The organism is Pseudarthrobacter cellobiosi, from assembly GCF_023913755.1.
Taxonomy (GTDB): Bacteria; Actinomycetota; Actinomycetes; order Actinomycetales; family Micrococcaceae; genus Arthrobacter; species Arthrobacter cellobiosi.
Window position 1 is genome coordinate 133289 of sequence record NZ_JAMXBJ010000046.1, and the last position, 23334, is coordinate 156622.

19 protein-coding genes are annotated in these 23334 nt (G+C 67.4%); 8 read left to right on the forward strand and 11 right to left on the reverse strand.

The features are described from left to right. Positions 1-92 precede the first annotated feature (92 nt). On the forward strand, positions 93-1502 hold the full coding sequence (locus NG696_RS12850; RefSeq protein WP_252575673.1) for a C40 family peptidase: 1410 nt from the start codon (positions 93-95) through the stop codon (positions 1500-1502). Positions 1503-1606: 104 nt separating this feature from the next. On the opposite strand, the gene NG696_RS12855 is transcribed toward NG696_RS12850, so the two are convergent. From NG696_RS12855 to NG696_RS12875, 5 genes are all read right to left on the reverse strand, one after another. Then, on the reverse strand, positions 1607-2440 hold the full coding sequence (locus tag NG696_RS12855; protein ID WP_252568301.1) for an ABC transporter permease: 834 nt from the start codon (positions 2438-2440) through the stop codon (positions 1607-1609). Positions 2441-2525: 85 nt separating this feature from the next. Next, positions 2526-3482 carry an ABC transporter ATP-binding protein gene (locus NG696_RS12860; RefSeq protein ID WP_252568368.1) on the reverse strand — a complete coding sequence of 319 codons (957 nt, stop codon included), beginning with the start codon at positions 3480-3482 and terminating at the stop codon, positions 2526-2528. Positions 3483-3556: 74 nt separating this feature from the next. Beyond that, positions 3557-4966 (reverse strand): LolA family protein, encoded by a 1410-nt coding sequence (locus NG696_RS12865; protein ID WP_252575675.1) that lies wholly within the window; start codon positions 4964-4966, stop codon positions 3557-3559. Between the two features lie 99 nt (positions 4967-5065). Next, positions 5066-7798: a PEP/pyruvate-binding domain-containing protein gene (locus NG696_RS12870; RefSeq protein ID WP_252575677.1), complete on the reverse strand. Its 2733-nt coding sequence runs from the start codon at positions 7796-7798 to the stop codon at positions 5066-5068. A gap of 30 nt (positions 7799-7828) precedes the next feature. Further along, on the reverse strand, positions 7829-8866 hold the full coding sequence (locus NG696_RS12875) for a universal stress protein (protein WP_104063147.1): 1038 nt from the start codon (positions 8864-8866) through the stop codon (positions 7829-7831). 418 nt (positions 8867-9284) lie between these two features. Here NG696_RS12875 and NG696_RS12880 point away from each other — a divergent pair, with 418 nt between their 5' ends. After that, positions 9285-9917 (forward strand): NAD(P)/FAD-dependent oxidoreductase, encoded by a 633-nt coding sequence (locus NG696_RS12880; protein ID WP_252575738.1) that lies wholly within the window; start codon positions 9285-9287, stop codon positions 9915-9917. Here the strand turns inward: NG696_RS12880 and NG696_RS12885 are convergent. Together NG696_RS12885 and NG696_RS12890 are read right to left on the reverse strand one after the other, a co-directional pair. Further along, a complete protein-coding gene (locus tag NG696_RS12885; RefSeq protein ID WP_252568294.1) occupies positions 9914-10546 on the reverse strand; it encodes a copper resistance CopC family protein in 633 nt (210 codons plus the stop codon). The genes NG696_RS12880 and NG696_RS12885 overlap by 4 nt on opposite strands. 115 nt (positions 10547-10661) lie before the next feature. Further along, positions 10662-13055 carry an ATP-binding cassette domain-containing protein gene (locus tag NG696_RS12890; RefSeq protein WP_252575679.1) on the reverse strand — a complete coding sequence of 798 codons (2394 nt, stop codon included), beginning with the start codon at positions 13053-13055 and terminating at the stop codon, positions 10662-10664. Between the two features lie 119 nt (positions 13056-13174). Between NG696_RS12890 and NG696_RS12895 the strand changes: the two genes are divergently transcribed. Continuing rightward, positions 13175-14617 (forward strand): NCS2 family permease, encoded by a 1443-nt coding sequence (locus NG696_RS12895; RefSeq protein WP_252575681.1) that lies wholly within the window; start codon positions 13175-13177, stop codon positions 14615-14617. On the opposite strand, the gene NG696_RS12900 is transcribed toward NG696_RS12895, so the two are convergent. Both NG696_RS12900 and NG696_RS12905 read right to left on the reverse strand, forming a co-directional pair. Next, positions 14614-15279 (reverse strand): response regulator, encoded by a 666-nt coding sequence (locus tag NG696_RS12900; RefSeq protein WP_252568287.1) that lies wholly within the window; start codon positions 15277-15279, stop codon positions 14614-14616. The genes NG696_RS12895 and NG696_RS12900 overlap by 4 nt on opposite strands. After that, entirely contained in the window at positions 15276-16898 is a 1623-nt protein-coding gene (locus NG696_RS12905; protein WP_252575740.1) for a sensor histidine kinase, read from the reverse strand. The genes NG696_RS12900 and NG696_RS12905 overlap by 4 nt, the downstream gene beginning before the upstream one ends. A gap of 239 nt (positions 16899-17137) precedes the next feature. Between NG696_RS12905 and NG696_RS12910 the strand changes: the two genes are divergently transcribed. The 5 genes from NG696_RS12910 (at position 17138) to NG696_RS12930 (ending at position 21217) form a co-directional block, all read left to right on the forward strand. Beyond that, positions 17138-18148: a Bug family tripartite tricarboxylate transporter substrate binding protein gene (locus NG696_RS12910; RefSeq protein WP_252568282.1), complete on the forward strand. Its 1011-nt coding sequence runs from the start codon at positions 17138-17140 to the stop codon at positions 18146-18148. Then, positions 18145-18657 (forward strand): tripartite tricarboxylate transporter TctB family protein, encoded by a 513-nt coding sequence (locus tag NG696_RS12915; protein WP_252568280.1) that lies wholly within the window; start codon positions 18145-18147, stop codon positions 18655-18657. Before NG696_RS12910 ends, NG696_RS12915 begins: the two co-directional genes overlap by 4 nt. Then, on the forward strand, positions 18657-20276 hold the full coding sequence (locus tag NG696_RS12920; RefSeq protein ID WP_252568277.1) for a tripartite tricarboxylate transporter permease: 1620 nt from the start codon (positions 18657-18659) through the stop codon (positions 20274-20276). Before NG696_RS12915 ends, NG696_RS12920 begins: the two co-directional genes overlap by 1 nt. Before the next feature lie 99 nt (positions 20277-20375). Then, the gene (locus NG696_RS12925) at positions 20376-20777 is read left to right on the forward strand and encodes a universal stress protein (protein WP_252568275.1); all 402 of its coding nucleotides are present in this window, start codon (positions 20376-20378) and stop codon (positions 20775-20777) included. A 182-nt stretch (positions 20778-20959) separates the two neighbouring features. Continuing rightward, entirely contained in the window at positions 20960-21217 is a 258-nt protein-coding gene (locus NG696_RS12930; RefSeq protein ID WP_252568273.1) for a hypothetical protein, read from the forward strand. Between the two features lie 110 nt (positions 21218-21327). Here the strand turns inward: NG696_RS12930 and NG696_RS12935 are convergent, their stop codons facing one another. Continuing rightward, positions 21328-21564 carry a hypothetical protein gene (locus NG696_RS12935; RefSeq protein ID WP_252568270.1) on the reverse strand — a complete coding sequence of 79 codons (237 nt, stop codon included), beginning with the start codon at positions 21562-21564 and terminating at the stop codon, positions 21328-21330. A 161-nt stretch (positions 21565-21725) separates the two neighbouring features. Then, the gene (gene hutH / locus NG696_RS12940) at positions 21726-23315 is read right to left on the reverse strand and encodes a histidine ammonia-lyase (RefSeq protein WP_252575683.1); all 1590 of its coding nucleotides are present in this window, start codon (positions 23313-23315) and stop codon (positions 21726-21728) included. Between the last annotated feature and the right edge of the window lie 19 nt (positions 23316-23334).

Consider the following 23334-nt stretch of genomic DNA (forward strand, 5'->3'; position numbering starts at 1 on the left):
TAGCCTCGGACTGCTGGGAGATCAGCAGAGGGGCCCCTTGTGCCGCCACCAGACCTCGCTCCCCCAGCCTTACTGCGTGCGAGGTTCTGCGAATGGGTTTGACCGGATCCGGCCTGAAGGCCGCCGTACTGTGCACCGCCGTCGTACTTTTCGGCACCCTGACCCTCCCCGCCCAGGCAGCGCCGCTACCGCAGGCTCCAACACTCCAGCGCCCGGCGTCGCCGGAACTTCCCACCCCGGGGGACATTGCCACGGCTAAGGCGAGTGAACGCGCGACGGCGGATCAGGTCGCCGTCATCGAGCGCCTCCTGGCCGACGCCACCAGCGCCCAGCAAGCCACGTTTGCCTTGTCGCTGCAGGCCAACAACGCCTACGGCGAAGCCTTGGTTGAACTGCAGGACCGCAGGATGACGGCGGAAGCGGCCACGGCCAAGGCCGCCGCTGCGACGCACGAGCAGGACAGGACCCGGAAGCAGGTAGGCCAGCTCGCCGGTGACCTCTACCGCAACGGCGGGCTGAACCCGACGCTGGGCACGTTCGTCAGCGGCAACGCCGAAGCCCTGCATCAGGCCGCGACGCTGCAAGCCATTTCGGCCAGCCGGAGCCGCGCCTTCGAAGCGGCCGCATCCGCAGCGTCCGCGGCGCAGTCCCTGACGGCCGCCGCCGACGACGCCAACCGGGCCTCCGATAACGCCGCCCAGAAGGCCGAAGCCCGCAAGGAAGAGGCCGAACAAGCCAACGCCACCCAGGCCAAGGCCGTAGCCGAAGCCGCGGCGCAACGGACAATCCTCGTGGATCAACTCGCCCAGCTGCGGAACACCACTGTTGCCCTCGAATCGGCACGCATTGACGCCTTGGACCGGCAGCGCGAGGACGCCAGGCTCGCTGCGGTGACGGCGGCTGCTGATCGGGCTGCGGCGGCGCAAGCAGCAGACCGGCCTGCCGCCGGACCGGCCGCCGGCGGGAACCTGCCGGCCGCGCCGGCTCCCGCTCCAGTTCCAGCACCGGCTCCAGCACCCGCCCCTGCACCCGCTCCAGCTCCAGCTCCCGCGCCTGCACCGGCTCCGGCACCCGCGCCTGCACCAGCTCCGGCTCCAGCACCCGCGCCGGCTCCAGCCCCATCGCCGGGCGGTTCCAACGAGACTGCCATCTCCGTGGCGATGTCCAAGGTGGGGGCGCCGTACTTCTACCAGTACGGCGGGACCGGCCCCAACGGCTTTGACTGCTCCGGCCTCGTGCAAACGGCGTTCGCCGCCGCGGGCAAGTACCTGCCGCGCACCGCTGCGCAGCAGTACGCGGCAGCTCCCGTTCACGTGCCGATCTCCCAGGCGCGGCGTGGAGACCTGCTGGTCTGGGGCTCAGCGCCGGGCTTCTATCACGTGGCGATCTACCTGGGGAACGGCCAGGTGGTGCAGGCGCTGAATCCGGACGAGGGCATCGGCGTGACCCAGTTGAGCTGGATGGCCGGGATGCAGCTCCACCCTTACGCAGCCCGCTACTGACCGGGCCTGGGCTCCGGCCCGGGATTCCAGGCGCAGCGCTCCAGTCTCAGGGAGGAATGGCCCCAGGAGGAAGGCGCAGGCATGAAAGCTCAGGGCATTCAGCCTCAGGACAGAACGTCCTTGGTGACGAACCGGCCATAGGCGAGCGCCCCGAAGACGGCGATGTAGCCCGCCTGCAGCAGCGCGTTGCTGGCAAAAGAGTCCCACAGCATCGGTTGGCGCAGGACGTCCGCGAAGCCGAACCAGTAATGCGTAAACAGCCAAGGGTGCAGCCATTCCAGCTGCGGCAATTGGTCCAGGACCTGCGAGACGACTGACAGCACCACAGTGGCAGCCATGGCGCCCACCGGGACCACCGTCAAGGTGGACAGGAACAGGCCGATCGCCGAGAGTCCGGCCAGGGACACCGCAAGGTAGGCAGCAATCAGGACCAGCCGCAGCGCGGCCTCAGGGGGCTGGACGACGTCGCCGGACAGGAGCGTCACCGGCCCAACAGGGAACAGCGAAGCTCCGATCGCCGCCCCGGCAAGGGCCACCGTGACGGGGGCGGCCAGGCAGAACGCCAGCGCTCCCGCGTATTTCACCAGCAGCAGGCGCACGCGCCCGGCGGGCGCCACCAACAGGTACCGCAGCGTGCCCAGGCTGGCCTCGCCGGCGATGGTATCGCCCGCCACGACGCCAATGGTCAGGGGCAGGAACAGCGGCACCGACACCAGCATCGCCGTGACCGCGACAAACAGCCCGTTCTGGCTGATCCGGTCCAAGAAGGCAGGTCCCCTTCCGGGCGGAACGGATGACGAGAGCCGGACGGCGACGGCGATCAGCACCGGTATCGCGGCAAGGGCCACCAGCATGGCCGCGGTCCGGCGACGCTGGAACAGCGTCTTCAGCTCAGACGCCAGCAGGGACAGGCTCGACGGCGCACCTGGAGCGCTCATGGGCCCGGAACCACTGCCGGTTTCGGAACCACTGCGGGCATCAGGAACGCTGCTGGCTGAAGGAAAACTACTGGCGTCGGAAGCACTATTGGGCAATGTCGAACCCCTCCCCCGTCAGCGCCACAAAGCGCTCCTCCAGGCTCTCCCGCTCAACGGAAAAGCCCCGCACGCGCACCCCGGCCGACACGAGCTCCGCCACAATGTCCTCCGGGGCCTCCAGCCGGGACGCAGCCGCGACGGCGGTCAGCACGTCCCCGTCCGGTTCAGGTGTTCCGGCCTCAGGGCTTCTTTCCGGGGACATGCCCAACCGCAGCAGGACCTCACTGGCCGTCCCGGCGTCGGGCGTTAACAGGCGGATCCGGGTTTCGCCGGCCTGGCGGAGCTCCGCCAGCGGCCCCTGGGCCACCAGCCGCCCGGCGCTCATGATGGCCGCGTGCGTGCAGATCTGTTCCACTTCTGCCAGGAGGTGGCTGGAGACGAAGACGGTGGCGCCGTCGGCGGCCAGCGACCGGACCAGGCTCCGCACTTCCCGCGTTCCCTGCGGGTCCAGCCCGTTGGTGGGCTCATCGAGCACCAGCAGTTCCCGCGGCGACAGCAGCGCGTTGGCGATCCCCAGCCGCTGCTTCATGCCCAGGGAGTAGGCGTGGACCCGCTTGCCGGCGGCGTGTGAGAGGCCCACGCGCTCAAGCGCGGCAGCAACGCGGGCGGCCCTGGTAGCGGGCGCCGCATGCCGGCTGGCGGCATCCAGGCGGTGCAGGTTGGCGGTGCCGGAAAGGAACGGATAAAACGCCGGCCCCTCCACCAGCGCACCGACGCGCGGCAGGACCTCATGCAGCCGCTGCGGCATCTGCAGGCCCAGGACGCTGACGGTTCCGGCCGACGCCGCGGCAAGGCCCAGCAGCATCCTGATGGTGGTGGTTTTGCCCGACCCGTTGGGGCCCAGGAACCCGAACACGGCGCCGTGGGGAACTGCGAGGTCCACGTTGTCGACCGCCAGCTGGTGGCCGAAACGCTTGGTCAGGCCTTGGGTCTCGATGGTCAGCCCGGCTGTCCCATTCCCTGCGGAAGTGGTCCGGGCGGCGGCTATCCCGGCGGCAGCCGTCCCCCCGGCCGCGGTCACGCCGCGCCGGCGGCGGCCTGCAGCCGCTCCGCCGGGACCATCCCCACAAAGATCCTGCCGTCGTCGGTCAGCAGGATGTTGACCAGTGCCGTGGACAGGAGCCGTCCGCCGGGAACGACGACGGCGGCCTGGGACAGGAGCGGATCTTTCAGCAAGGATTCAGTCCACGCAGCCCCTTGCCCGTTGGGTGCCGCGGGGAACCCGATCACCGTTTCCCAGCCCCGGCCGGTCACCGTTGGCCGGGGTGCATCGCGGTGCCGCAGGCTGGCGTCGCTGCCGGGAACCTTGTCCGGGGCGGGGAGCCATTCCGGCCGGGTGGACTGATCCGGCGGAACCTGATCCGGAGGTGTAGGCTGGCCCGGCGCGGCAGGCTGGTCCGGGGCTTGCTGATCGGGCGCGGCGTCCGGGACTACGCCGGGAGTAACCCCGCCGGGAGCGGGCGGGAGGGCTGGCATGCCGGGCTGGAGCGGGAGCGGTGGTACCTTCAGCTCCTTGACCGTGGCGCCCGGCGGGGCAACAAAAGTAAACACCGAGTCGTCCGGGGCCGCCAGGGACAGGCTGGTGAAGCCGGCCTCAAAGGCCGGTTCCGCCTGGCCGCGTGCCATCACAGTTACGCGCAGCGGCATTCCTGTCTCGCCGTCGACGGCGATGACAACCTTCTCCAGCAGTGTTCCCTGCGTCCTTGGCGCCAGTGCCAGGCTGTAAGCGGACCGGCCGGCGACTTCGACGTCCGGGCCCACCGTCACCTCGGTGGAGTTGTCCACGACGGCGAGGAACTTCCGGGCCAGATCCTCGGGCGTCGGCATTACGGGCGGGCCGGGCAGGTTCTCGCCGGGCAGGATGGGCAAGGGCAGGTCGGGCTTCGGAAGGTCCGGACCGGGCAAGTCCCGGCCCGGCAGGTCGCCGGGCGGTGCGGGAGGTTCAGGCAGGGCGGGAACTCCGGGCACAGGCAGCGGCAGGTCGCTGGCGAACGCCGGCAGGGCCAGGTGGGCGGCGGTGTTGTCCTTGGAGTTGTAGAACCACACGTCGTTGTCGCGCCGGATGACGTCACGTTCAGCGAGCCGGTCCATCACTTGGACCCGCATCTTGGTTGGCCCGTCCATAAAGATCCGGGCGGTGTGCTCACCGGTCAGGAACTCCAGGACCGACGCGGCCCCGCCGGCCGACACCGGTCCGGAGCTGGGACCGGCGGTCGGCAGTTCGGGCAGGCCCAGCTCGGCGGACTGCTGGACTGTTCCGGAGAATGACTTGGTGTTGTGCTGGCCCAGGAGGGTCAGGACCTCAGCCGGAGACTTTTGTGGCAGCGGATCGCCGGCCCGCGCCGGAATGGATCCCACCAGCACACCGGCGGCGATCACTGCAGGTACAGCTGCGGCAGGCACCCAGCGCAGCCATGCGCGCTTCATGCCAGCCCCGCTTCATCCTTGGAGCCCATACTTCAGGTTACGCCTGGGGACCGCCGCCGCACACGTCCCTTCTGGAAGTCAGGCCGAGGGGCACTCCGGCTACGACGGCACCACGGTTCCGGCGCCGCCGTCGACCGTTATTTCCTGCCCGGTGAAGAGCCGGAGCGTGGCGTCCGGGACGCCCACCACCGCCGGGATGCCGTACTCCCGCGCCACCACGGCCCCGTGCGAATTGGGTCCGCCCATCTCCATCACCAGTCCGCCCGCGGTGAGGAACAACGGCGTCCAGCCGGGGTCCGTGGACGGCGCCACCAGGATTTCTCCCGGTTCCAGATGCGCACCCACCGGGTCGAGGATCACGCGGGCGGCCGCTGTGACAACACCGGCCGACGCCGGGCTCCCGCTCAGTGCCCCCGGCACCTTGGATGCCGTCACAGCGTCGCCGGATGGAATGGCTTCCGGCTCCGTGCCGTCCGACAGCAGCACCCGGGGTATGTGCCGCCGTTCAAGTTCCACGGCGTAGTCCGCGCGCCGCTGCGCCACCAGGTCCCGGAGGTCAGCTGCTCCCGAATCGAGGCCGGTCCGGGCTTCATCCATGTCCAGGAAGAAGATGTCATCCGCCTCGGCTACCACCCCTGCCGCAGCCAGCGCCGCGCCGGCCAAGGCCAGTTGCTTCCGCACTTCGGCGAGGCCCACCACCAGCTGGTACTTGGGCAGCTCGCGCAGTCCGGCGAATAGCCTGGCCCGACGCAGCGCGGCCCGGACCACCGTTCCGCGCAGCCGGCCGCGGCTCCGCGCCTCCGCGACGAGGCGGCCAATGCAGGCGTCCGCTTCCTCGGCGGCGTTGCTGAACTGGACATCCGGCGCCAGCGCGGAACCCTCAAGCCGGAGATAGTTGGCCAGGACACCCAGGATATGGGTGGGATCATCAGACCAGCGCGGCATACCGACATCGATCTCGGCCACCGCCCGGTGACCGTACTGGCCCATGAACCGCGCCAGCCCGGACTGCAGCACCGCGGGCAGCTGGCCCGCGCGGAAGTCTTCGGCCAGCTCGGCGGGTTTCCGGTCCGTCACGGCGGCGCGGGAACCGCCGTCGTCCTTAATCACCTGGGCGAGGCGCCACAGCTCCAGGTCCATCTCCGTGGTGACGTTGTTAGGCAGCCCGCGGAGCACAACCTGCAGGTCATCCCACCGGCCGCCGCCCAGCAGTTTTCCGGCGAGCGCCAGGGCAGCGAACCCGAGAGCCGGAAGCGGCAGGATGGACGGCACCACCGAGAAGATGCGCGTGCCGAGTACGTGTTCAGCGTGGTCCAGGCGCTGCAGCGGGGTGAGGCCGGCGGGCGGTTCGAGGGAGCCAGCGAACTCGCGCGCCCGTCGGTTGGTCCTGCGGAGGGCCGCGTCCGGGCGGAAAACGGCCCGGAGCAGCGTCTCCGGCACCCTGGCATGCACCGCCGCCGGGACCACGTGCCGCAGCAAGCCCAGCGGCGTCCTGCGCGTCACGGAAAACCGTGGGTCCTCGAAAACCCTGCGCAGCACCGTGGCCGAGCGAGCTTCCATCACGTCAAAGACGCGGGGAACGATCCGCCGGCCGGTGGTGCTGCGGGCTACGGCGGTCAGATCAAAGTAGATCCGTTGGGCCGCCACTGCGTAAGGGGACGGACCCTTGCGCGGCTCGGGCACATCGAACTGCGCCGCGCGGGCCACCGAGGAGGCAATGAGCCGGAAGGCTGCCAGACCCATGGGCGTGATGGGGCGGGTCAGGCCCTGCGCCAGGCTGAAGCAAAGGTAAACGCGCGTGCCCGCCCCGCCGGCGGCAGTGCCCACCCCGGCCGCCCGTTGCGGGACGGGGAACAGTGTGGTGATGGGCCGCGACTGGGTCAGCCAGAAATGACCATCGCCGGCAATGGCCCATTCAATGTCCTGCGGCGAGCCAAAGTGACCCTCCACCCGGTGGCCTAAGGCTGCAAGCTCGGCGGCCTGCTTGTCCGTCAGGCACGCCGCGGCCCCGCCGTTGCTGATGGCCAGAGTCCGTGTGCCGCCGCCGGGGATGGGTCGGACCGCGATCCGTTTGTCGCCAAGCCGGCGTTCCAGCACGCGCCCGGCGAGTGGGTCAACGACGAAATGGTCCGGGTTCACGGCCCCGGACACTACCGCTTCCCCCAAGCCCGGGCTGGCATCGATCACGGCCTGTTTCCGGCGGCCCGTCAGCGGGTTGGCCGTGAAGAGCACACCGGCGGCAGTGGCGTCCACCATCCGCTGGACCACCACGGCGAGCGCCACTGCTGCCGGGTCAATCCCCCGGCTTGCCCGGTAGCTGACGGCCCGGTCCGTCCAGAGCGAGGCCCAACAGTCACGCACGGCTTCCACGACGGCGGCGGCACCCACCACATTGAGGTAAGTGTCCTGCTGGCCGGCGAAGCTCGCCGACGGAAGGTCTTCCGCAGTGGCCGAGGACCGGACGGCCACCGGAACGTTGTCCCCCAGGGCTGCATAGGCCTGTTCGACGGCGGCGGCGACCTCGGTGGGGACCGGGGCGTTTTGGATAATACCCCGGGCCCGGGACGCCAGCGCAGCCAAGGCGGGGAGGTCGCCGTCGGGCGTTGCCTGAAGAGCAGTGTGGACGTCGGCGAGCAGACCGTCCGTTCGATGCGCGTGGCCCGCGGTCGCCTCGCGGTAGGCCTCCGTGGTGAGGCAAAAACCGTCCGGCACGGGCAGCCCGGCGGCGAGCAGCTCCCCCAGGTTGGCCGCTTTGCCACCCACCAGGGGAACCATTGCTGCGGTTACCGCCTCCAATCCGAGGATGGGAGACGAACTGCCGGTGTCAGGCATTTTCATGCCTCCTGCTGCGAAGGTGATGGGTCAGGCTGCGCCGGGGATCGGTCCGAACTGCGCCCGGTCCGCCAGCCGCGGATCGTCGCGGTCCGGAACCACCAGGACCGGGCTCTTGGCGTGGTGGAGCACGCCGCCGGACGTGGAGCCCAGGAGCATGCCGGTGAACCCGCCACGGCCCCGGGTGCCCACAACCACCAGTTCTACGTGCCGGCTGGCCTCAACGAGAACATCCACGGCCGAACCGTCCAGCAGTTCCGACTCCACGGAAAGGTTGGGGTAATGGCTTTTGAGCCAGGCCATCCCGGCGTTAAGTTGGACCCGGATGTCATCGAAGAGGGCTTTGCGGTCCATGGGGGCCGGAACCCAGGCCAGGGAGCCGCTGAACTGCGGCACCGCACAGATCACGCGCAGGGTTGCCCCGAGCCGTTCAGCCTGGTCCGCAGCCTCCAGCACGGCGATGCGTGCCTGTTCGGACCCGTCCACGCCCACCACCACAACGTTCTCGACCTGCTTGTGCCCGGGCTTGGCCTGCTCGGCCCTGATGCGCTTGTCTTCGGTGGTTTCGCCCAGCCGGTCCGAACACACCAGCGGCACCGTGACCGTGGGGCACTTGGCGTGTGCCGGCAGGGCGCTGCTCACCGAGCCCAGCAGGCGTCCCACAAATCCGCCGCGGCCGCGGGTGCCGAACACCAGCAGATCCGCTGTCTCGGACATTTCCAGGAGCACGCCTGAAGCGTCGCCGTTCTCCACGGAGCCGTCAACTTCGATGTTGTAGCCGGAAACCTTGTCCAGCGCCTGCTTGACGATTGCTTCAGCGCCCTCGCGGATCACGGAATCATCCACGGTGGCGTACCCGCCGTCCAGCCCGGACGCCGCAAAGATCGGCACTGAATACGCGGTGACAATATGCAACGGCCGACGGCGGCGCTCGGCTTCCCGGGCAGCCCACACCAAAGCGCACTGGCCGTGGTCGGAACCATCCACCCCCACAACAATTCCCACCGGAGCAGCCGAATTTCCGGCCCGGTCCTGTTCCGGATCCGGATGCATCTCTTGTGCGCCCATCGGGCCGCCTCCTCGCGATACTGCCTTATGTTGCGGCTATTCTGCCAGAAGCGGCGCCCTCCGCCCGCACCGGCCGCGATGTGGGCCCCGACGGGCTGGAGAACCCTGCTTCCGCTTCTCACTATTCTCGGTCCGCAGACACTTAGCAAGCGGCTGCGGACCGCTGGATGGCGGGTTATCCACAGCCCATGGCAAACGGAGTGGCAACCGTATTCAACGATAAGAAGAATGTTTGTGTTTGGGCTATCCACGGCCCTGAATGTTCTGTAGTCTTCGAGGCACTGCCGGTCCGCCGACGCCCAATTCAGGTGCGTCCCGGGCCGGTGCTGCGGCCGGACTTTGGGGGTAACGGAACGCATGCGGGGCAACGCTGCCTGCATCCGAAAGCCTTTGAAGGAGGAAAACTGTAGTGTCAAGCATGCCTGTGAATGGCGGGACCGAACGGACCACCACGGTGATCATCGGCACGGGGCTCTCAGGCCTGGCTGTTGGCGCAGAACTGCGCCGCCGCGGCGTGGACGCCATTGTGGTGGACGGGCTCGACATCCTCGGCGCCGGACAACCGGCCAACACCGCTTCACTGCAGCGCTGCGACGCAGCAGACTCCGACTCTCTCCGGGAGCGCAACGAGATCCTCCGCCACCTGCGCAACTACGCCGCCAGCCACCACATGGATGTCCGCAACACCACCCGGGCGGTTCAGCTGACCATGGTGGGCGGCGCACCAGGCGGAAATACTGCGGGAACAGCCGCGGGCTCCCCGTCCGGCAAGTGGGAAGTCCATACGCCCAACGGAATCCTGCTGGCTGACAACATTGTGCTGACCCGGTGCGCGCACAGCCAGTTGCGGCGCATGCTCAGCGACTTCGGCATCACGGTTGGCCGCAACCTAGTGACAGCCATGCGGCAGATCGGCATCTACCTCGTGGGAGTGGGCGAGCTCATCACGCCCTCACCCAAGGAAGTCCTGCGTCAGGCGAAGACCGTGGGCCAAGCCATTTCAGCCACGGTCCAGGCCACGGTCCACCCGGAAAGCGCCGCCGCCGTCTAAGCCTGTTCGGTTTCGTCGATGTCGCTGCCCGCAGTGAGGCGGCGCTTCGCGAGGATACCGATGGCCACCAGCAGCCCGACGGCCACTGCGGCAAAGATCACCAGGCTCCAGGGGAACGGTTCGGACGCGCTTTCTGCCGGGGCCGGAGACGCCACGGTTCCCGGCTGCGCGGTTCCCATCGTGGGAATGGCGGCCGACGGCGATGCTCCCGCCGACGATGTTCCCGGGGGCGCGGCTCCCGCCGCCGCGGCGGTCGCCGTGAAGCCGAACGTCCCCTCGATCGGGTGGGAATCCGAGCTGACCACCCGCCAGGCCACCGTGTACGCCCCCGCCGGAGCGCCGGCCTTGAGCTTTTGGGTGGCAGTGCTGTCCACGATCTGAACAGCGCCGTCCGCCCACTCAGCCCCGGCGGAATCCTTGACGGAGAACTGTGCGCCGATGCCCAACGGGTTCTTGTTGAACGTGACGGACACCTGCTCCGGGGCCGTGGCCACCGTGGCGCCCTGCGCGGGGCTGCTGGACTCGGCGGCATCGTGTGCCGAGGCCGGAGCCGCGAATCCCAGGACCGCGGCTACGAAAACGAAGGTCCCGAGCACAACACTCAGCAACTGGCGGCGGATGGATCGCATAGGTGTACTGCTCCCTTGGGTTGGCGTCCTTCCAGCGTAGGCGAACTTCCGTAGGCGAGCTGCCCGGGCAGCGGCCGCGCACACAGCCCGGGCACTGGCATTCAGCCGCCGGCGTTCAGCCGGCGACGTACGCCGCGAGGTGCTTGCCGGTGAGCGTGGACTTGGCGGCCACGAGCTCGGCGGGAGTCCCCTCGAAAACGACCTTGCCGCCGTCGTGCCCTGCTCCCGGGCCGAGGTCGATGATCCAGTCGGCGTGCGCCATGACCGCCTGGTGGTGCTCGATCACGATGACCGATTTGCCGGACTCGACAAGCCGGTCAAGGAGGCCGAGGAGGTTTTCGACGTCGGCGAGGTGGAGGCCAGTGGTCGGTTCGTCCAGGACGTAGACGTCGCCCTTCTCCGCCATCTGCGTGGCCAGCTTGACGCGCTGCCGCTCGCCGCCGGACAGCGTGGTGAGCGGCTGGCCGAGGGTCAGGTAGCCGAGCCCGACGTCGACGAGCCGGTCCAGGATCTTGTGGGCCGCGGGCGTGCGGGCCTCCCCTTCGCTGAAGAAGACCTCAGCCTCTGTCATGGACATGGCCAGCACCTCGGAGATGTTGCGGCCGCCCAGGGTGTACTCCAGGACTGACACCTGGAACCGGCGGCCCTCGCAGTCCTCGCACGTGGACTCGACCGTGGCCATCACGCCCAGCTCGGTGAAGATGACGCCCGCACCGTTGCATGTGGGGCAGGCACCTTCGGAGTTGGAGCTGAACAGCGCCGGCTTCACGTTGTTGGCCTTCGCGAAAGCCTTGCGGATCGGCTCGAGCAGGCCTGTGTACGTGGCGGGGTTGCTGCGGCGCGAGCCCTTGATGGCGCCCTGGTCGACTACCACCACGCCGTCACGTCCTGCCACCGAACCGTGGATTAACGAGCTCTTGCCCGAACCCGCCACACCGGTCACCACGCAGAGCACGCCGAGGGGAACGTCGACGTCGACATCCTGGAGGTTGTGGGTGGATGCGCCACGCACCTCGAGGACGCCGGTCGAGGTTCGCACGGATCCCCGGACCTTCGCACGGTCATCGAGGTGGCGGCCGGTGATGGTGTCGCTCCGCCGCAGCCCCTCCACGCTGCCCTCGAAGCAGACGCTGCCGCCCGCGGTGCCGGCGCCCGGACCGAGATCGACCACGTGGTCGGCCATGGCGATGGTCTCGGGCTTATGTTCAACCACCAGCACGGTGTTGCCCTTGTCGCGCAGCTGCAGCAGCAGCTGGTTCATCCGCTCGATGTCGTGCGGATGCAGGCCGATGGTGGGTTCGTCGAAGACATAGGTGACGTCGGTGAGGGACGAGCCCAGGTGCCGGATCATCTTGGTACGCTGCGCCTCGCCGCCGGAAAGGGTGCCTGCCGGGCGGTCAAGGGAGAGGTAGCCCAGCCCGATTTCGGCGAAGGAATCCAGCAGGTGCCGCAGGCCCTTGAGGAGCGGCGCAACCGACGGCTCGTCGAACTCGCGGACCCACTCGGCCAGGTCACTGATCTGCATCTCGCAGAGATCGGCGATGTTCTTGCCCTGGATCCTCGACGACCTGGCCTCGGGGCTGAGCCGCGTGCCCTCGCACTCGGGGCAGGCCTGGAAAGTGATGGCGCTTTCCACAAAGCGCCGCACGTGTGGCTGCATCGCCTCGACGTCCTTGGACAGCATGGACTTCTGGATCTTGGGGATGATGCCCTCGAACGTGAGGTTGATGCCCTCGACCTTGATCTTGGTGGGCTCGGAGTACAGCATCGTCTCAAGCTGCTTCTTCGTAAATGTGGCAATCGGCTTGTCCATCGGGAGGCCCATGCCCTCGAACAGCCGGCCGTACCAGCCGTCCATGCTGTAGCCGGGGACGGTCAGTGCACCGTCGCCGAGCGACTTGCTGTCGTCGTACAAAGCCGTGAGGTCGAAGTCGGAGACCGAGCCCATGCCCTCGCAGCGCGGACACATGCCGCCCAGGTAGACAACGTTCTGCACCACGGCCTTCTCCACCCGGCCGCCGGCCTTCTCGGTGCTCATCACACCGCTGGCCTTCCGCGTCGGGACGTTGAAGGAGAATGCCGTGGGCGGCCCGACGTACGGCGTGCCCAGCCGGCTGAAGAGGATCCGGAGCATGGCGTTGGCGTCCGTGGCAGTGCCCACCGTGGAGCGAGGGTTCGCGCCCATCCGCTCCTGGTCAACGATGATCGCGGTGGTCAGCCCGTCGAGGTGGTCCACGTCGGGCCGCGCCAAGTTAGGCATGAACCCCTGCACAAAGGCGCTGTAGGTCTCGTTGATCATGCGCTGGGACTCCGCGGCGATCGTCGCGAACACCAGTGAGCTCTTGCCCGATCCGGACACCCCGGTGAACACCGTCAGGCGCCGTTTGGGGATCTCGATGCTTATGTCCTTGAGATTGTTCTCCCGGGCGCCCTGCACACTGATCAGATCGTGGCTGTCGGCAACGTGGGCTGCGGGGAGCTGCCGGACTGTCGAAGTGTCAGTAGTCATGGTGTCTCCAACATTGCTCGGCATTGTGAGGTTCCTGACAGACATTCTAGGCGCGCATACTAGGCGCGGTCCCCGCCCTCTAGGATCAAGTAACCCCAACAACACATCCCGGAGGACTAATGCTTAAGCAGGGCTCTGCCTTGGACCGGTACTTCAAGATATCCGAGCGGGGGTCCAACCTCTCCCGCGAGATCCGCGGCGGCTTTGCCACGTTCTTCGCCATGAGCTACATCGTGGTCCTTAACCCCCTGATACTCTCCGGCCCGGATTCCAGCGGCAACACACTTGGTTTTGCCGCAGTGGCCGCTGTGACGGCTTTTGTGGCAGGCATCCTCACCATCCTGATGGGCGCCTGGGGCAGGCACCCCTTCGCGCTGGCCGCGGGGCTGGGCGTGAACGCGTTTGTGGCCGTCACGGTCGCCACGAACCCGGGCCTGACGTGGCCGGACATGATGGGCCTGGTGGTCCTGTCCGGCGTGACCATGATGATCCTGGTCCTCACCGGCTTCCGGACCGCCGTCTTCAAGGCCGTCCCGGACGGGCTCAAGACCGCCATCGTGGTGGGAATCGGCCTGTTCATCGCCCTGATCGGGCTGGTGAATGCCGGCTTTGTTCGCCGGATCCCCGACGCTGCCGGCACCACCGTTCCCGTGGGCCTGGGCTTCGACGGCAAGCTGCTGGGCTGGCCCACGGCCGTCTTTGTTTTCGGTCTGATCCTCACCATCGCCCTGGTGGTCCGCAAGGTCAAGGGCGCCATCCTGATCGGCATCATCGCCTCCACCATCGTTTCCGTGATCCTGGAAATGACCCTCCACATCGGTCCCAGCTTTGACGGCACTACCGCCAACCCGCAGGGGTGGTCCCTCGTGGCGCCGTCCTTTACGGGGTGGAGCGCCCCGGACCTGTCGCTGATCGGCAAGGCCAACCCATTCGGCGCTTTTGAACACCTGGGCTTCGTGGCCGCCACACTGCTGGCATTCGTGATCCTGCTCAGCATCTTCTTCGACGCCATGGGCACCATGGTGGGCCTGGCCAACGAGGCCGGCACGGTGGACAAGGACGGCAACATCCCGGACGTGGACCGCGTGCTCCAGGTGGACGCGCTCGGCGCGATCGTGGGTGGCGGCGCCTCCGTCTCCTCGAACCAGATCTACGTTGAGGCCGGCGCCGGGATCGGCGAGGGTGCGCGGACCGGCGTGGCGTCCATCGTCACCGGCCTGCTGTTCCTGGTGGCCATGTTCTTCACCCCGCTGATCAACCTCGTTCCGTTCGAGGCGGTGGCCCCTGCCCTGGTGGTGGTGGGCTTCATGATGGTCTCCCAAGTGGGCAAGATCGACTGGCAGGACTGGGGAATCGCCATCCCGGCGTTCCTGACCTTGACCCTGATGCCGTTCACGTACTCCATCGCCAACGGTCTCGGCGCAGGCTTCATCGCCTATGTCCTGATCCGGACGTTCCAGGGCCGCATCAAGGACGTCCACCCGCTGATGTGGGCGGTGGCCGGCGCGTTCCTGCTGTTCTTCGCCGTCGGTCCGATCGAGGCTGCGCTGGGCATGCCCTAGCCCTTCAGCACATACCGCCGCTCGGGCCTGCCCACGCCGTACTTGAGCCGGACCTCCAGCACACCTTCGTCGTGGAGGTACTCCAGGTACCGGCGCGCACTGACCCGGGACGTGCCCAACTGGACGGCCACTTCGTTGGCGGACAGGTCGCCGTCGGCCTCCTTCAGGGCGGCTTCCACCAGCTTCAGCGTTTCGATGCTGCAGCCCTTAGGCAGCGGCCGATCGGTCCGGTCCAGCCCGAAAACCCGGTTCACGTCCGACTGCTCCGCCACATCCTTGGCCGAGTCGAGGCCCTGGTAGGCGCTGCGGTAGTGCTCCAGCCGTTCCTGCAGGTCAGTCTGCGAGAAGGGCTTGATGAGGTAGTGCACAATCCCGCCGCGGAGGGCCTTGCGCACCGTGTCCACCTCACGGGCCGCGCTGATCACCAGGACATCCAGCTCCGGCGCCACCTCGCGCAGTTTGTGCATAAGGTCCAGTCCGTTGATGTCCGGCAGGTGGATATCGAGCAGCACCAGGTCCGGTTGCAGCCGCCCCGTTTCGATGACCGCCTGGGCGCCGGTATGGGCCACCCCGACGACGGCGAACCCGGGGGTGCGCTGAATGAACCCTGCGTGGACCTTGGCCACCATAAAGTCGTCATCGACGATCAGGACTTTGATCATTGCTGCAGTCTCCGTGTTCGTTCCGGCGTAGTTGGTTCCGGCCGTGTTGGTTCCGGCCGGGTTCGTTCCAGCCGGGCGGTAAAGACCGCCCCGTTGTTGTTGGTTACCGTGAGGTCGCCGCCGCTGCGCCGGCAGACCACCCGGGAGAGCGCCAGGCCGAAGCCCCTGCTGCCGCCGGGGCCGGGGTCCTTGGTGGTGAAACCCTGCTGGAAGATTTCCCCCGGATCCCCGGTGACGCCGGGGCCGGAATCGCTCACGGTGACCGTCACGCCGTCGGCTGTGTCTTCCACGAGCACCCTGACCACTGCCTCCGGAAGCCCGGTGACGGCGTCGAACGCGTTGTCCACGAGGTTCCCTACGACGGTGGTCAGGTCGCGGGACAGCTCATCATCAACGCGCTTCAGCCCGGATTCCGGGTCTAGCTGCAAGGTGACCCCGCGTTCGGTGGCGAGGCTCGACTTGGCGATCAGTAGTGCGGCGAGCGCCGGGTCCTCGATGCGGCTGGTGACCTCGTCGTTGAGCCGGGTCCGGTCCAGCGTGGCACCGTTGACGAACTGGACCACGGAATCGTATTCCCCGATCTGGATGAGGCCGGATATCACGTGCAACTGGTTGGCGAATTCGTGGGCCTGGGCGCGGAGGGTGTCGGTGGCGGTCCGGGTGGCTCCGAGTTCCCGCTCAAGGGCGGACAGCTCCGTGCGGTCACGCAGCGTGGTGACGGAGCCGATGTCGCGGCCGCGCGAACGGATGAGAACCCGGTTCAGCACCACCAGCCGGTCGCCAACGAGCACCAGCTGGTCCGGCTCCGGCTGCTCGCGGGTGAGGACTTCCTTGAGCGCGGGCTCCACGGACAGGCTGGCGAGCCGCTTGCCCACGCATTCGGCGGGGAGGCCCAGCAGCGCGCGGGCGCTGTCGTTGGCCACGGTGATCCGCTCGTGCGGGTCCAGCGCCACGACGCCTTCCTTCAGGCCATGCAGCATGGCCTCGCGGTTTTCCACCAGGCCGGTGATTTCGCTCGGTTCCATGCCCAGGGTCTGCCGCTTCACCCGGCGGGAGAGCAGCAACGAGCCGGCAACACCCAGCACACTGGCCACGCCTAGATAGGTGAGAAGGTTGGGCACGGCATCCCCCAGCCGCTCCAAAGTGGAGGGGTAGTTCCGGCTGATGGACGCAATGCCGATTATTTTTCCGCCGTCGTCCAGGACCGGCACGTGCGCGGACAGTTCCTCCGTGCCGGATCCGTCCACCACGCCGGTCCACGCGCGGCCTTCCAGCACGCGGCTGGCGCCAAGTTCCAGCGGCTGGCCCAACAGGCTGGGATTGGAGGAGGCAACCACTGTGCGGTCGAGCTTCGCCAGCGCGACGTGTGAGGATCCGGAGACCGTCCGCACCGATTCGGCCACGGTGGGAAGGGCTGAGCCACCGCGGGGCTCGGCCGCCGGTAGAAGGGCCCGGACGGTTGGATTGGCACCCAGTGCTTCGGCCGCGGAGAGCGCCCGGCGGCCCTCAACGCGCTCGAACGCCGCCGCGGACTGGGCCAGGGAGATGGCCACCACGGCCACCAGGACGGCGAAAACGATAAGCAACTGCAGGACCAGGTACTGCCCCGCAAGGGACATGCCTCTTCGTCGAGTCACTGTGGTTCTTTCCTCTTGTTGCGTGGTCTTTGATTGTCGGGTCTCTGCTGGTCAGGCTACCTGAACTATGCCTGCTGCAGGGCCATGGTGTACCGCCGGAAACGTGAACGCAATGAACTTAACTTTCTCTGCGTACACAAGAGTGATGCCGATCACTTGCGGGCCTAGCATCGGATCACCAGTCAGTTTCTTGCTGATCCGATTTAGAGAAGAGGAACACCATGCGCCAGATCCGCGCATTGCGAATTGCCGCCGTCGCCGCCGGCATCGCCCTGATGGCCACCGGCTGCGGTGCCACCGGGAAAAGCTCCACCGACGGAGCCAGCTCCGGCGCCCCCGCCGGCCCGCTGACCGGGCTCCAGATCATGGTCCCCAACACTCCGGGCGGCGGCTACGACACCACCGCCCGTGTGGCGGCGAAGGTTCTCGATGACGAGAAGGTCGCCACCAACACCGAAGTCTTCAACCTCGCCGGCGCCGGCGGAACCGTGGGCCTGGCCCGCATCGTCAACGAAAAGGGCAACGGTGACCTCACCATGCTCATGGGCTTGGGGGTGGTGGGCGCGAGCTACACCAACAAGTCCGAGTCCAAGCTGACGGCCACCACTCCCCTGGCCCGGCTCATCGAAGAGCCCGGTGCCATCATGGTCAACAAGGATTCGCCCTACAAAACCATCGATGACCTGGTCACCGCCTGGAAGGCTGACCCCGGCTCCATCAGCGTCGGCGGCGGTTCCTCCCCCGGCGGCCCGGACCACCTGCTGCCGATGCAGCTCGCCGGAGCCCTGGGCATCGACGCCACCAAGGTGAACTTTGTATCCTACGACGGCGGCGGGGACCTCCTCCCGGCCATCCTGGGCAACAAGGTGGGCTTCGCGGCCTCCGGTGCAGGTGAATACCTCAAGCAGATTGAATCCGGCGAGGTCCGCGTCCTGGCCACGAGCGGCGAGAAGCGGCTCGACGGCGTGGACGCGCCCACCCTGAAGGAATCGAACATCGACCTGGTCTTTACCAACTGGCGCGGCATTGTGGCCCCTCCGGGCATCACCGACGCTGACAAGGCCAAGCTGATCGCGGCACTCGAAAAGATGCACGGAACGGCCGCCTGGAAGGAAGCCCTGAAGACCAACAGCTGGAGCGACGCCTTCATCACCGGCGCCGCGTTCGAAACCTTCCTGACCGAGCAGGACAAGCGGGTGGCGGACGTCCTCACGAAGCTTGGCCTGGCGTGAGCTCCTCACCAACTTTGGCCTCACGGCTCAAAGGCCGCTCCGAGCTGGGGGTAGCCCTCTTGCTCGGGGCGGCCGGGGCCCTGGTCATCTGGGATGCCACCCGCATCGGCACCACCTATTCCCGTGCTGATCCCGTAGGACCGAAGACCTTGCCCTTCATCGTGGGCGGCCTGCTGCTGGTCTGCGCCGTGATGCTGGCCATCAACGTCCTCCGCGGCGGCAAGGGTGAAGCGGAAGGCGGCGAGGACGTGGACCTCTCCCACCCCGCCGACTGGAAGACGGTCCTGCCGCTGGCTGGCGCCTTCATCGCGAATATCCTGCTGATCGACTGGGCAGGGTGGGTCATCTCCGGCACCATCCTGTTCTGGGGCAGCGTCTGGGCACTGGGCGGGCGGAACTACATCCGTGACGGCCTCATTTCTGTGGCTATGTCCCTCCTGACGTTTTACGGTTTCTACCTTGGCCTTGGCATCGCACTGCCCGCCGGCCTCCTGGAAGGGATTCTCTGATGGATGTCTTTGCCTCCCTGATGGACGGCTTTGCCACCGCCCTCACTCCCATGAATTTCCTCTACGCCGTGATCGGCGTCGTCCTGGGTACCGCCGTCGGCGTCCTCCCGGGCCTCGGCCCGGCCATGACCGTGGCGCTCCTGCTTCCGGTCACGTACGCCCTGGAACCCACCAGCGCCTTCATCATGTTCGCCGGCATCTACTACGGCGGCATGTACGGCGGCTCCACCACCTCCATCCTGCTGAATACGCCGGGTGAATCGTCGTCGGTGGTCACGGCCATCGAAGGCAACAAGATGGCGAAAGCCGGCAGGGCCGCGCAGGCACTGGCGACGGCGGCCATCGGCTCGTTCGTAGCCGGCACCATCGGCACCACCCTCCTCGCCGTCTGCGCGCCGATCGTGGTGAAGTTCGCCATCAGCCTGGGTGCCCCCAGTTACTTCGCCATCATGGTTCTCGCCCTGCTGGCGGTCACCGCGGTCCTCGGTTCCTCACGGCTCCGGGGCTTCGCGTCGCTTGGCCTGGGCCTCGCCATCGGCCTGGTAGGCCTGGACGTGGTCACGGGCCAGGCCCGGCTCACGTTCGGTGTGCCGCTCCTGGCTGACGGCCTGGACATCGTGGTGGTTGCAGTGGCTATCTTCGCCGTGGGCGAGGCGCTGTGGGTTGCCGCGCACCTGCGCCGCACACCCCTGCAGGTCATCCCCGTGGGACGTCCGTGGATGGGCAAACAGGACTGGAAACGGTCCTGGAAACCCTGGCTCCGCGGCACCGCGTTCGGCTTCCCGTTCGGCGCACTTCCTGCCGGCGGAGCCGAGATCCCCACCTTCCTCTCCTACGTCACCGAAAAGAAGCTCAGCAAGCACCCCGAGGAGTTCGGCAAGGGCGCCATCGAGGGCGTGGCCGGTCCGGAAGCAGCCAACAACGCTGCCGCTGCCGGCACACTGACCCCCATGCTGGCCCTGGGCCTGCCCACCAACGCCACGGCTGCGGTAATGCTGGCAGCCTTCACGCAGTACGGCATCCAGCCGGGACCGCAGCTGTTCGAAAGCCAGGGACCGCTGGTGTGGGCGCTTATCGCGAGCCTCTTCATTGGCAACTTCCTGCTCCTGATCATCAACCTGCCCCTGGCACCGTTGTGGGCCAAGCTCCTGCAGATCCCGCGGCCCTACCTATATGCCGGCATCCTGTTCTTCGCCACGCTGGGCGCCTACTCGGTGAACCTGCAGGCGTTCGACCTGGTGCTCCTGTTGGCGCTCGGCGCGCTGGGCTTCATGATGCGGCGGTTCGGACTTCCCGTCCTGCCGCTCATCCTCGGAGTCATCCTCGGACCGCGCATCGAAAAGCAGCTCCGCCAGACGCTGCAGCTCAGCGCCGGCGACCCCGCCGGCCTTTGGAGTGAGCCGATTGCCGTCGGCATCTACATCATCATCACCCTCATCCTCCTGTGGCCGCTGCTGTTCAAGCTGTTCAAGCTGATCCGCAGGAACCGGCCGGCAGCAGTGCCGGCAGGGGTGCCCGCCACCCGCTCCGGCGCATCCGAACCGACGGATGCCAGTGGCAGCGCCAGCCATGGCAGCCACCGCGCCACCACTGGCGGCGACGGGGACGGCGACGGCTAACCGGACGGCTACCCAGTCCTGGGCATCAGCCCCGCATCCGCCCAGCAGCAGCATCCGCCCCGCAGCAGAAGATCAACTGACAGAAAAAGAGGTACAGCCATGACGATTGTGGTGGGATACGTCCCTACCCCGGAGGGCGAAGCGGCCCTGACCCAGGCCATCGCCGAGGCCAGGAAGAGCAACACCACCCTGCTGGTCATCAACTCCTCCAAGGGTGATGCACTGGTGGACAACAGGTACGCCCAGGAACCTGAGATCCAGAGCATCGAGGACCGCCTGGCCACCCAGGGCATTGACCACGTGATCAAGCAGCCGGTCCGTGGGCATGACGCGGCAGCGGAAGTACTCGATGCCGCGGAGGAGCACAACGCCGAGCTCATCGTGATCGGGCTGCGCCGCCGCACCCCGGTGGGCAAACTGATTATGGGCAGCACATCGCAGCGGATCCTGCTCGAGGCTGATTGTCCAGTACTGGCCGTCAAAGCGGGCATGGCGGGCTGATCCGGGCACCACCTTCTATCCGAAGTTTGTTCGCCGGACCCCGCCTTGACGGCGTGGTCCGGCGAACAAGCTTCGGATTTTTGGCGTCTGGGCGCACGAGACAGCAGTCATCTGACATCCTAGGTCCTGTATCCGGTACAGTGGATCGAGCCCTTTGGCACGAGACACAGAAAGTTCGGCATATGACTACAGCTATTTTGGAACGCCCCCTGACCGCCGTGGCGGCCGTCGAAGCCGCGGCTTCCCTGTCCATCGACCTGCAGTTTTCCACAGCGCACGAGATGCACGAAGGACTGGAAAACGCAGTTGCCACGCTGATCGAGCCGGCAAAAGACGCCGCCTGCGGCATCCTTGTTACGCGCCTGCGCCCGGGACGCTTCACCGTGGCCCTGGACGAGTCAGTCCCCTTTGGTGAAACGTACGAAAGCATTGCGGCCTGAGCTGATTCGGCCCTAGATCCGGGCTTCAATCCAGCCCGCGATCCACGCAAGAGTCCCTGCCCTCCGGTAACGGAGGGCAGGGACTCTTTTTGCGTTTTGGTCTTGCGTTCCTAGCTCCTGCGGACTTCTACACCGTCGGATTTAAGGAAAAGTTCCCTTTCTGACGGAGTGGCCGGCACGAGCCACAGCACGTTCCCGCTCTGCGATACTTCTTCCACTTCGCCCGCCGCAATGACGTGCGCGTGTTTGATAATTTCCACCTGGTCCCCAGCTTTGAGCGTTCCCCACTCCGAGATGGTGGCCGAATGGACATTGCGCCTCGACAGGACAGCCCCACGTGCTTTCATTTGAACTACTACCCCTTTGTATACGTCCTGCGCCACAGCCTCTTTGATGTGACTTTTACTACACCTTCAGTTCTACTACACTTCCCGCCGTCGAATTGTTCGTGTTGCACCATATTTCGACATTGGACGAATATGGCGGAAGCGCCGAAGAATATTCCCACTCAGGCAAGAATTCCGACGGCGGATTCGGCGGCCTCTCGGACCTTGCCGGAGGAAACCAAACGGTCAGCCGCCTCCAGTTCAGGTGACAGGAACCGGTCGGTTCCGGGGCCTTCGACGACGGACCGCAGCACCCCGATCACGGCCGCGCCTGCCGGGCCGGGGATGAGCTCGCCGTCGGACAGCTGCGTCCGCATGTCGATGGCGCGGGCGCTCGTCACGAGTTCGATGGCCAGGACGCGGCGAAGGTTCTCCACGGCCTTGCGCAGCTTCCGGGCCGCGTGCCAGCCCATGGACACGTGGTCCTCCTGCATGGCGGAGCTGGGAATGGAATCCACCGACGCCGGGACGGCCAGTCGCTTGTTCTCCGAGACCAGCCCGGCCTGCGTGTATTGCGCGATCATCAGGCCCGAGTCGACACCCGGATCCGCGGCCAGGAACGCCGGCAGCCCGTGCGAACGCGCCGGATCCAGCATCCGGTCCGTCCGGCGCTCGGCGATGGAGCTGAGGTCCGCAACGGCAATGGCCAGGAAGTCCAGGACGTAGGCCACGGGTGCGCCGTGGAAGTTGCCGTTGGAGCTGACGCGCCCGTCCGGCAGGACCACCGGGTTGTCGATGGCCGCGGCGAGCTCGCGGGATGCCACGAGGGCGGCGTAGTCCACTGTGTCCCGCGTGGCCCCGGCCACCTGGGGTGCGCAGCGCAGCGAGTAGGCGTCCTGGACTTTGGAGTCCCCCACCCGGTGCGAGGCCACGATCGGGGAGTTGGAAAGCACACGCAGCATGTTGTCCGCGCTGGCGGCCTGGCCGGGGTGCGGACGCAGCGCCGCATGCAGCTCCGGTACAAAGACCTGGTCCGTACCCAGCAGCGCCTCGACACTGAGCGCGGCGGTGATGTCCGCCGTCGTCAGCAGTTGGCGAAGGTCCGCGATGGCCATCAGGAGCATGCCCAGCATCCCCTCGGTGCCGTTGACCAGCGCCAGGCCTTCCTTCTCGGCGAGGGTGACCGGTTCGATGCCGTGCCCGGCGAGCAGCTCGGCGACAGGCGCCTCACCCCGCCCGCCGTAAGTCACGCCGTCGGGCCCTTCCGCTTCACCCTCTCCCATCAGCACTAGGGCGCAGTGGGACAGCGGGGCGAGGTCGCCGGAGCAGCCGAGCGAGCCGAATTCGCGGACCACGGGCGTGATGCCGGCGTTGAGCACGTCCACCATAGTCTGAAGGACGACGGGCCGGACGCCGGTGCGGCCGGATGCCAGTGTCTTGGCCCGCAGGAACATGATGCCGCGGACCACCTCGCGTTCCACGGCCGGGCCCATGCCGGCGGCGTGGCTGCGGATCAGCGATTTCTGCAGCTGGGTGCGCAGCTCGCTGGGGATATGCCGGTTGGCCAGCGCGCCGAAGCCGGTGGAAATGCCGTAGGCGGGGGTCTCGCTGTGCGCGAGTTCGTCGATGTGCGCGCGGACCTTCGCCACCGTGTCCAGCGCTTCCTGGGCGATGGTCACCTGGGCGTTGTGACGGGCGACGGCGACAACGTCCTCGGGCGTGACGCCGCTGGAGCCGAGGGTGACGGTGAGCGGTGAGTGGGTTGGGGCCACGCGGACAGGGTTCCCTGGC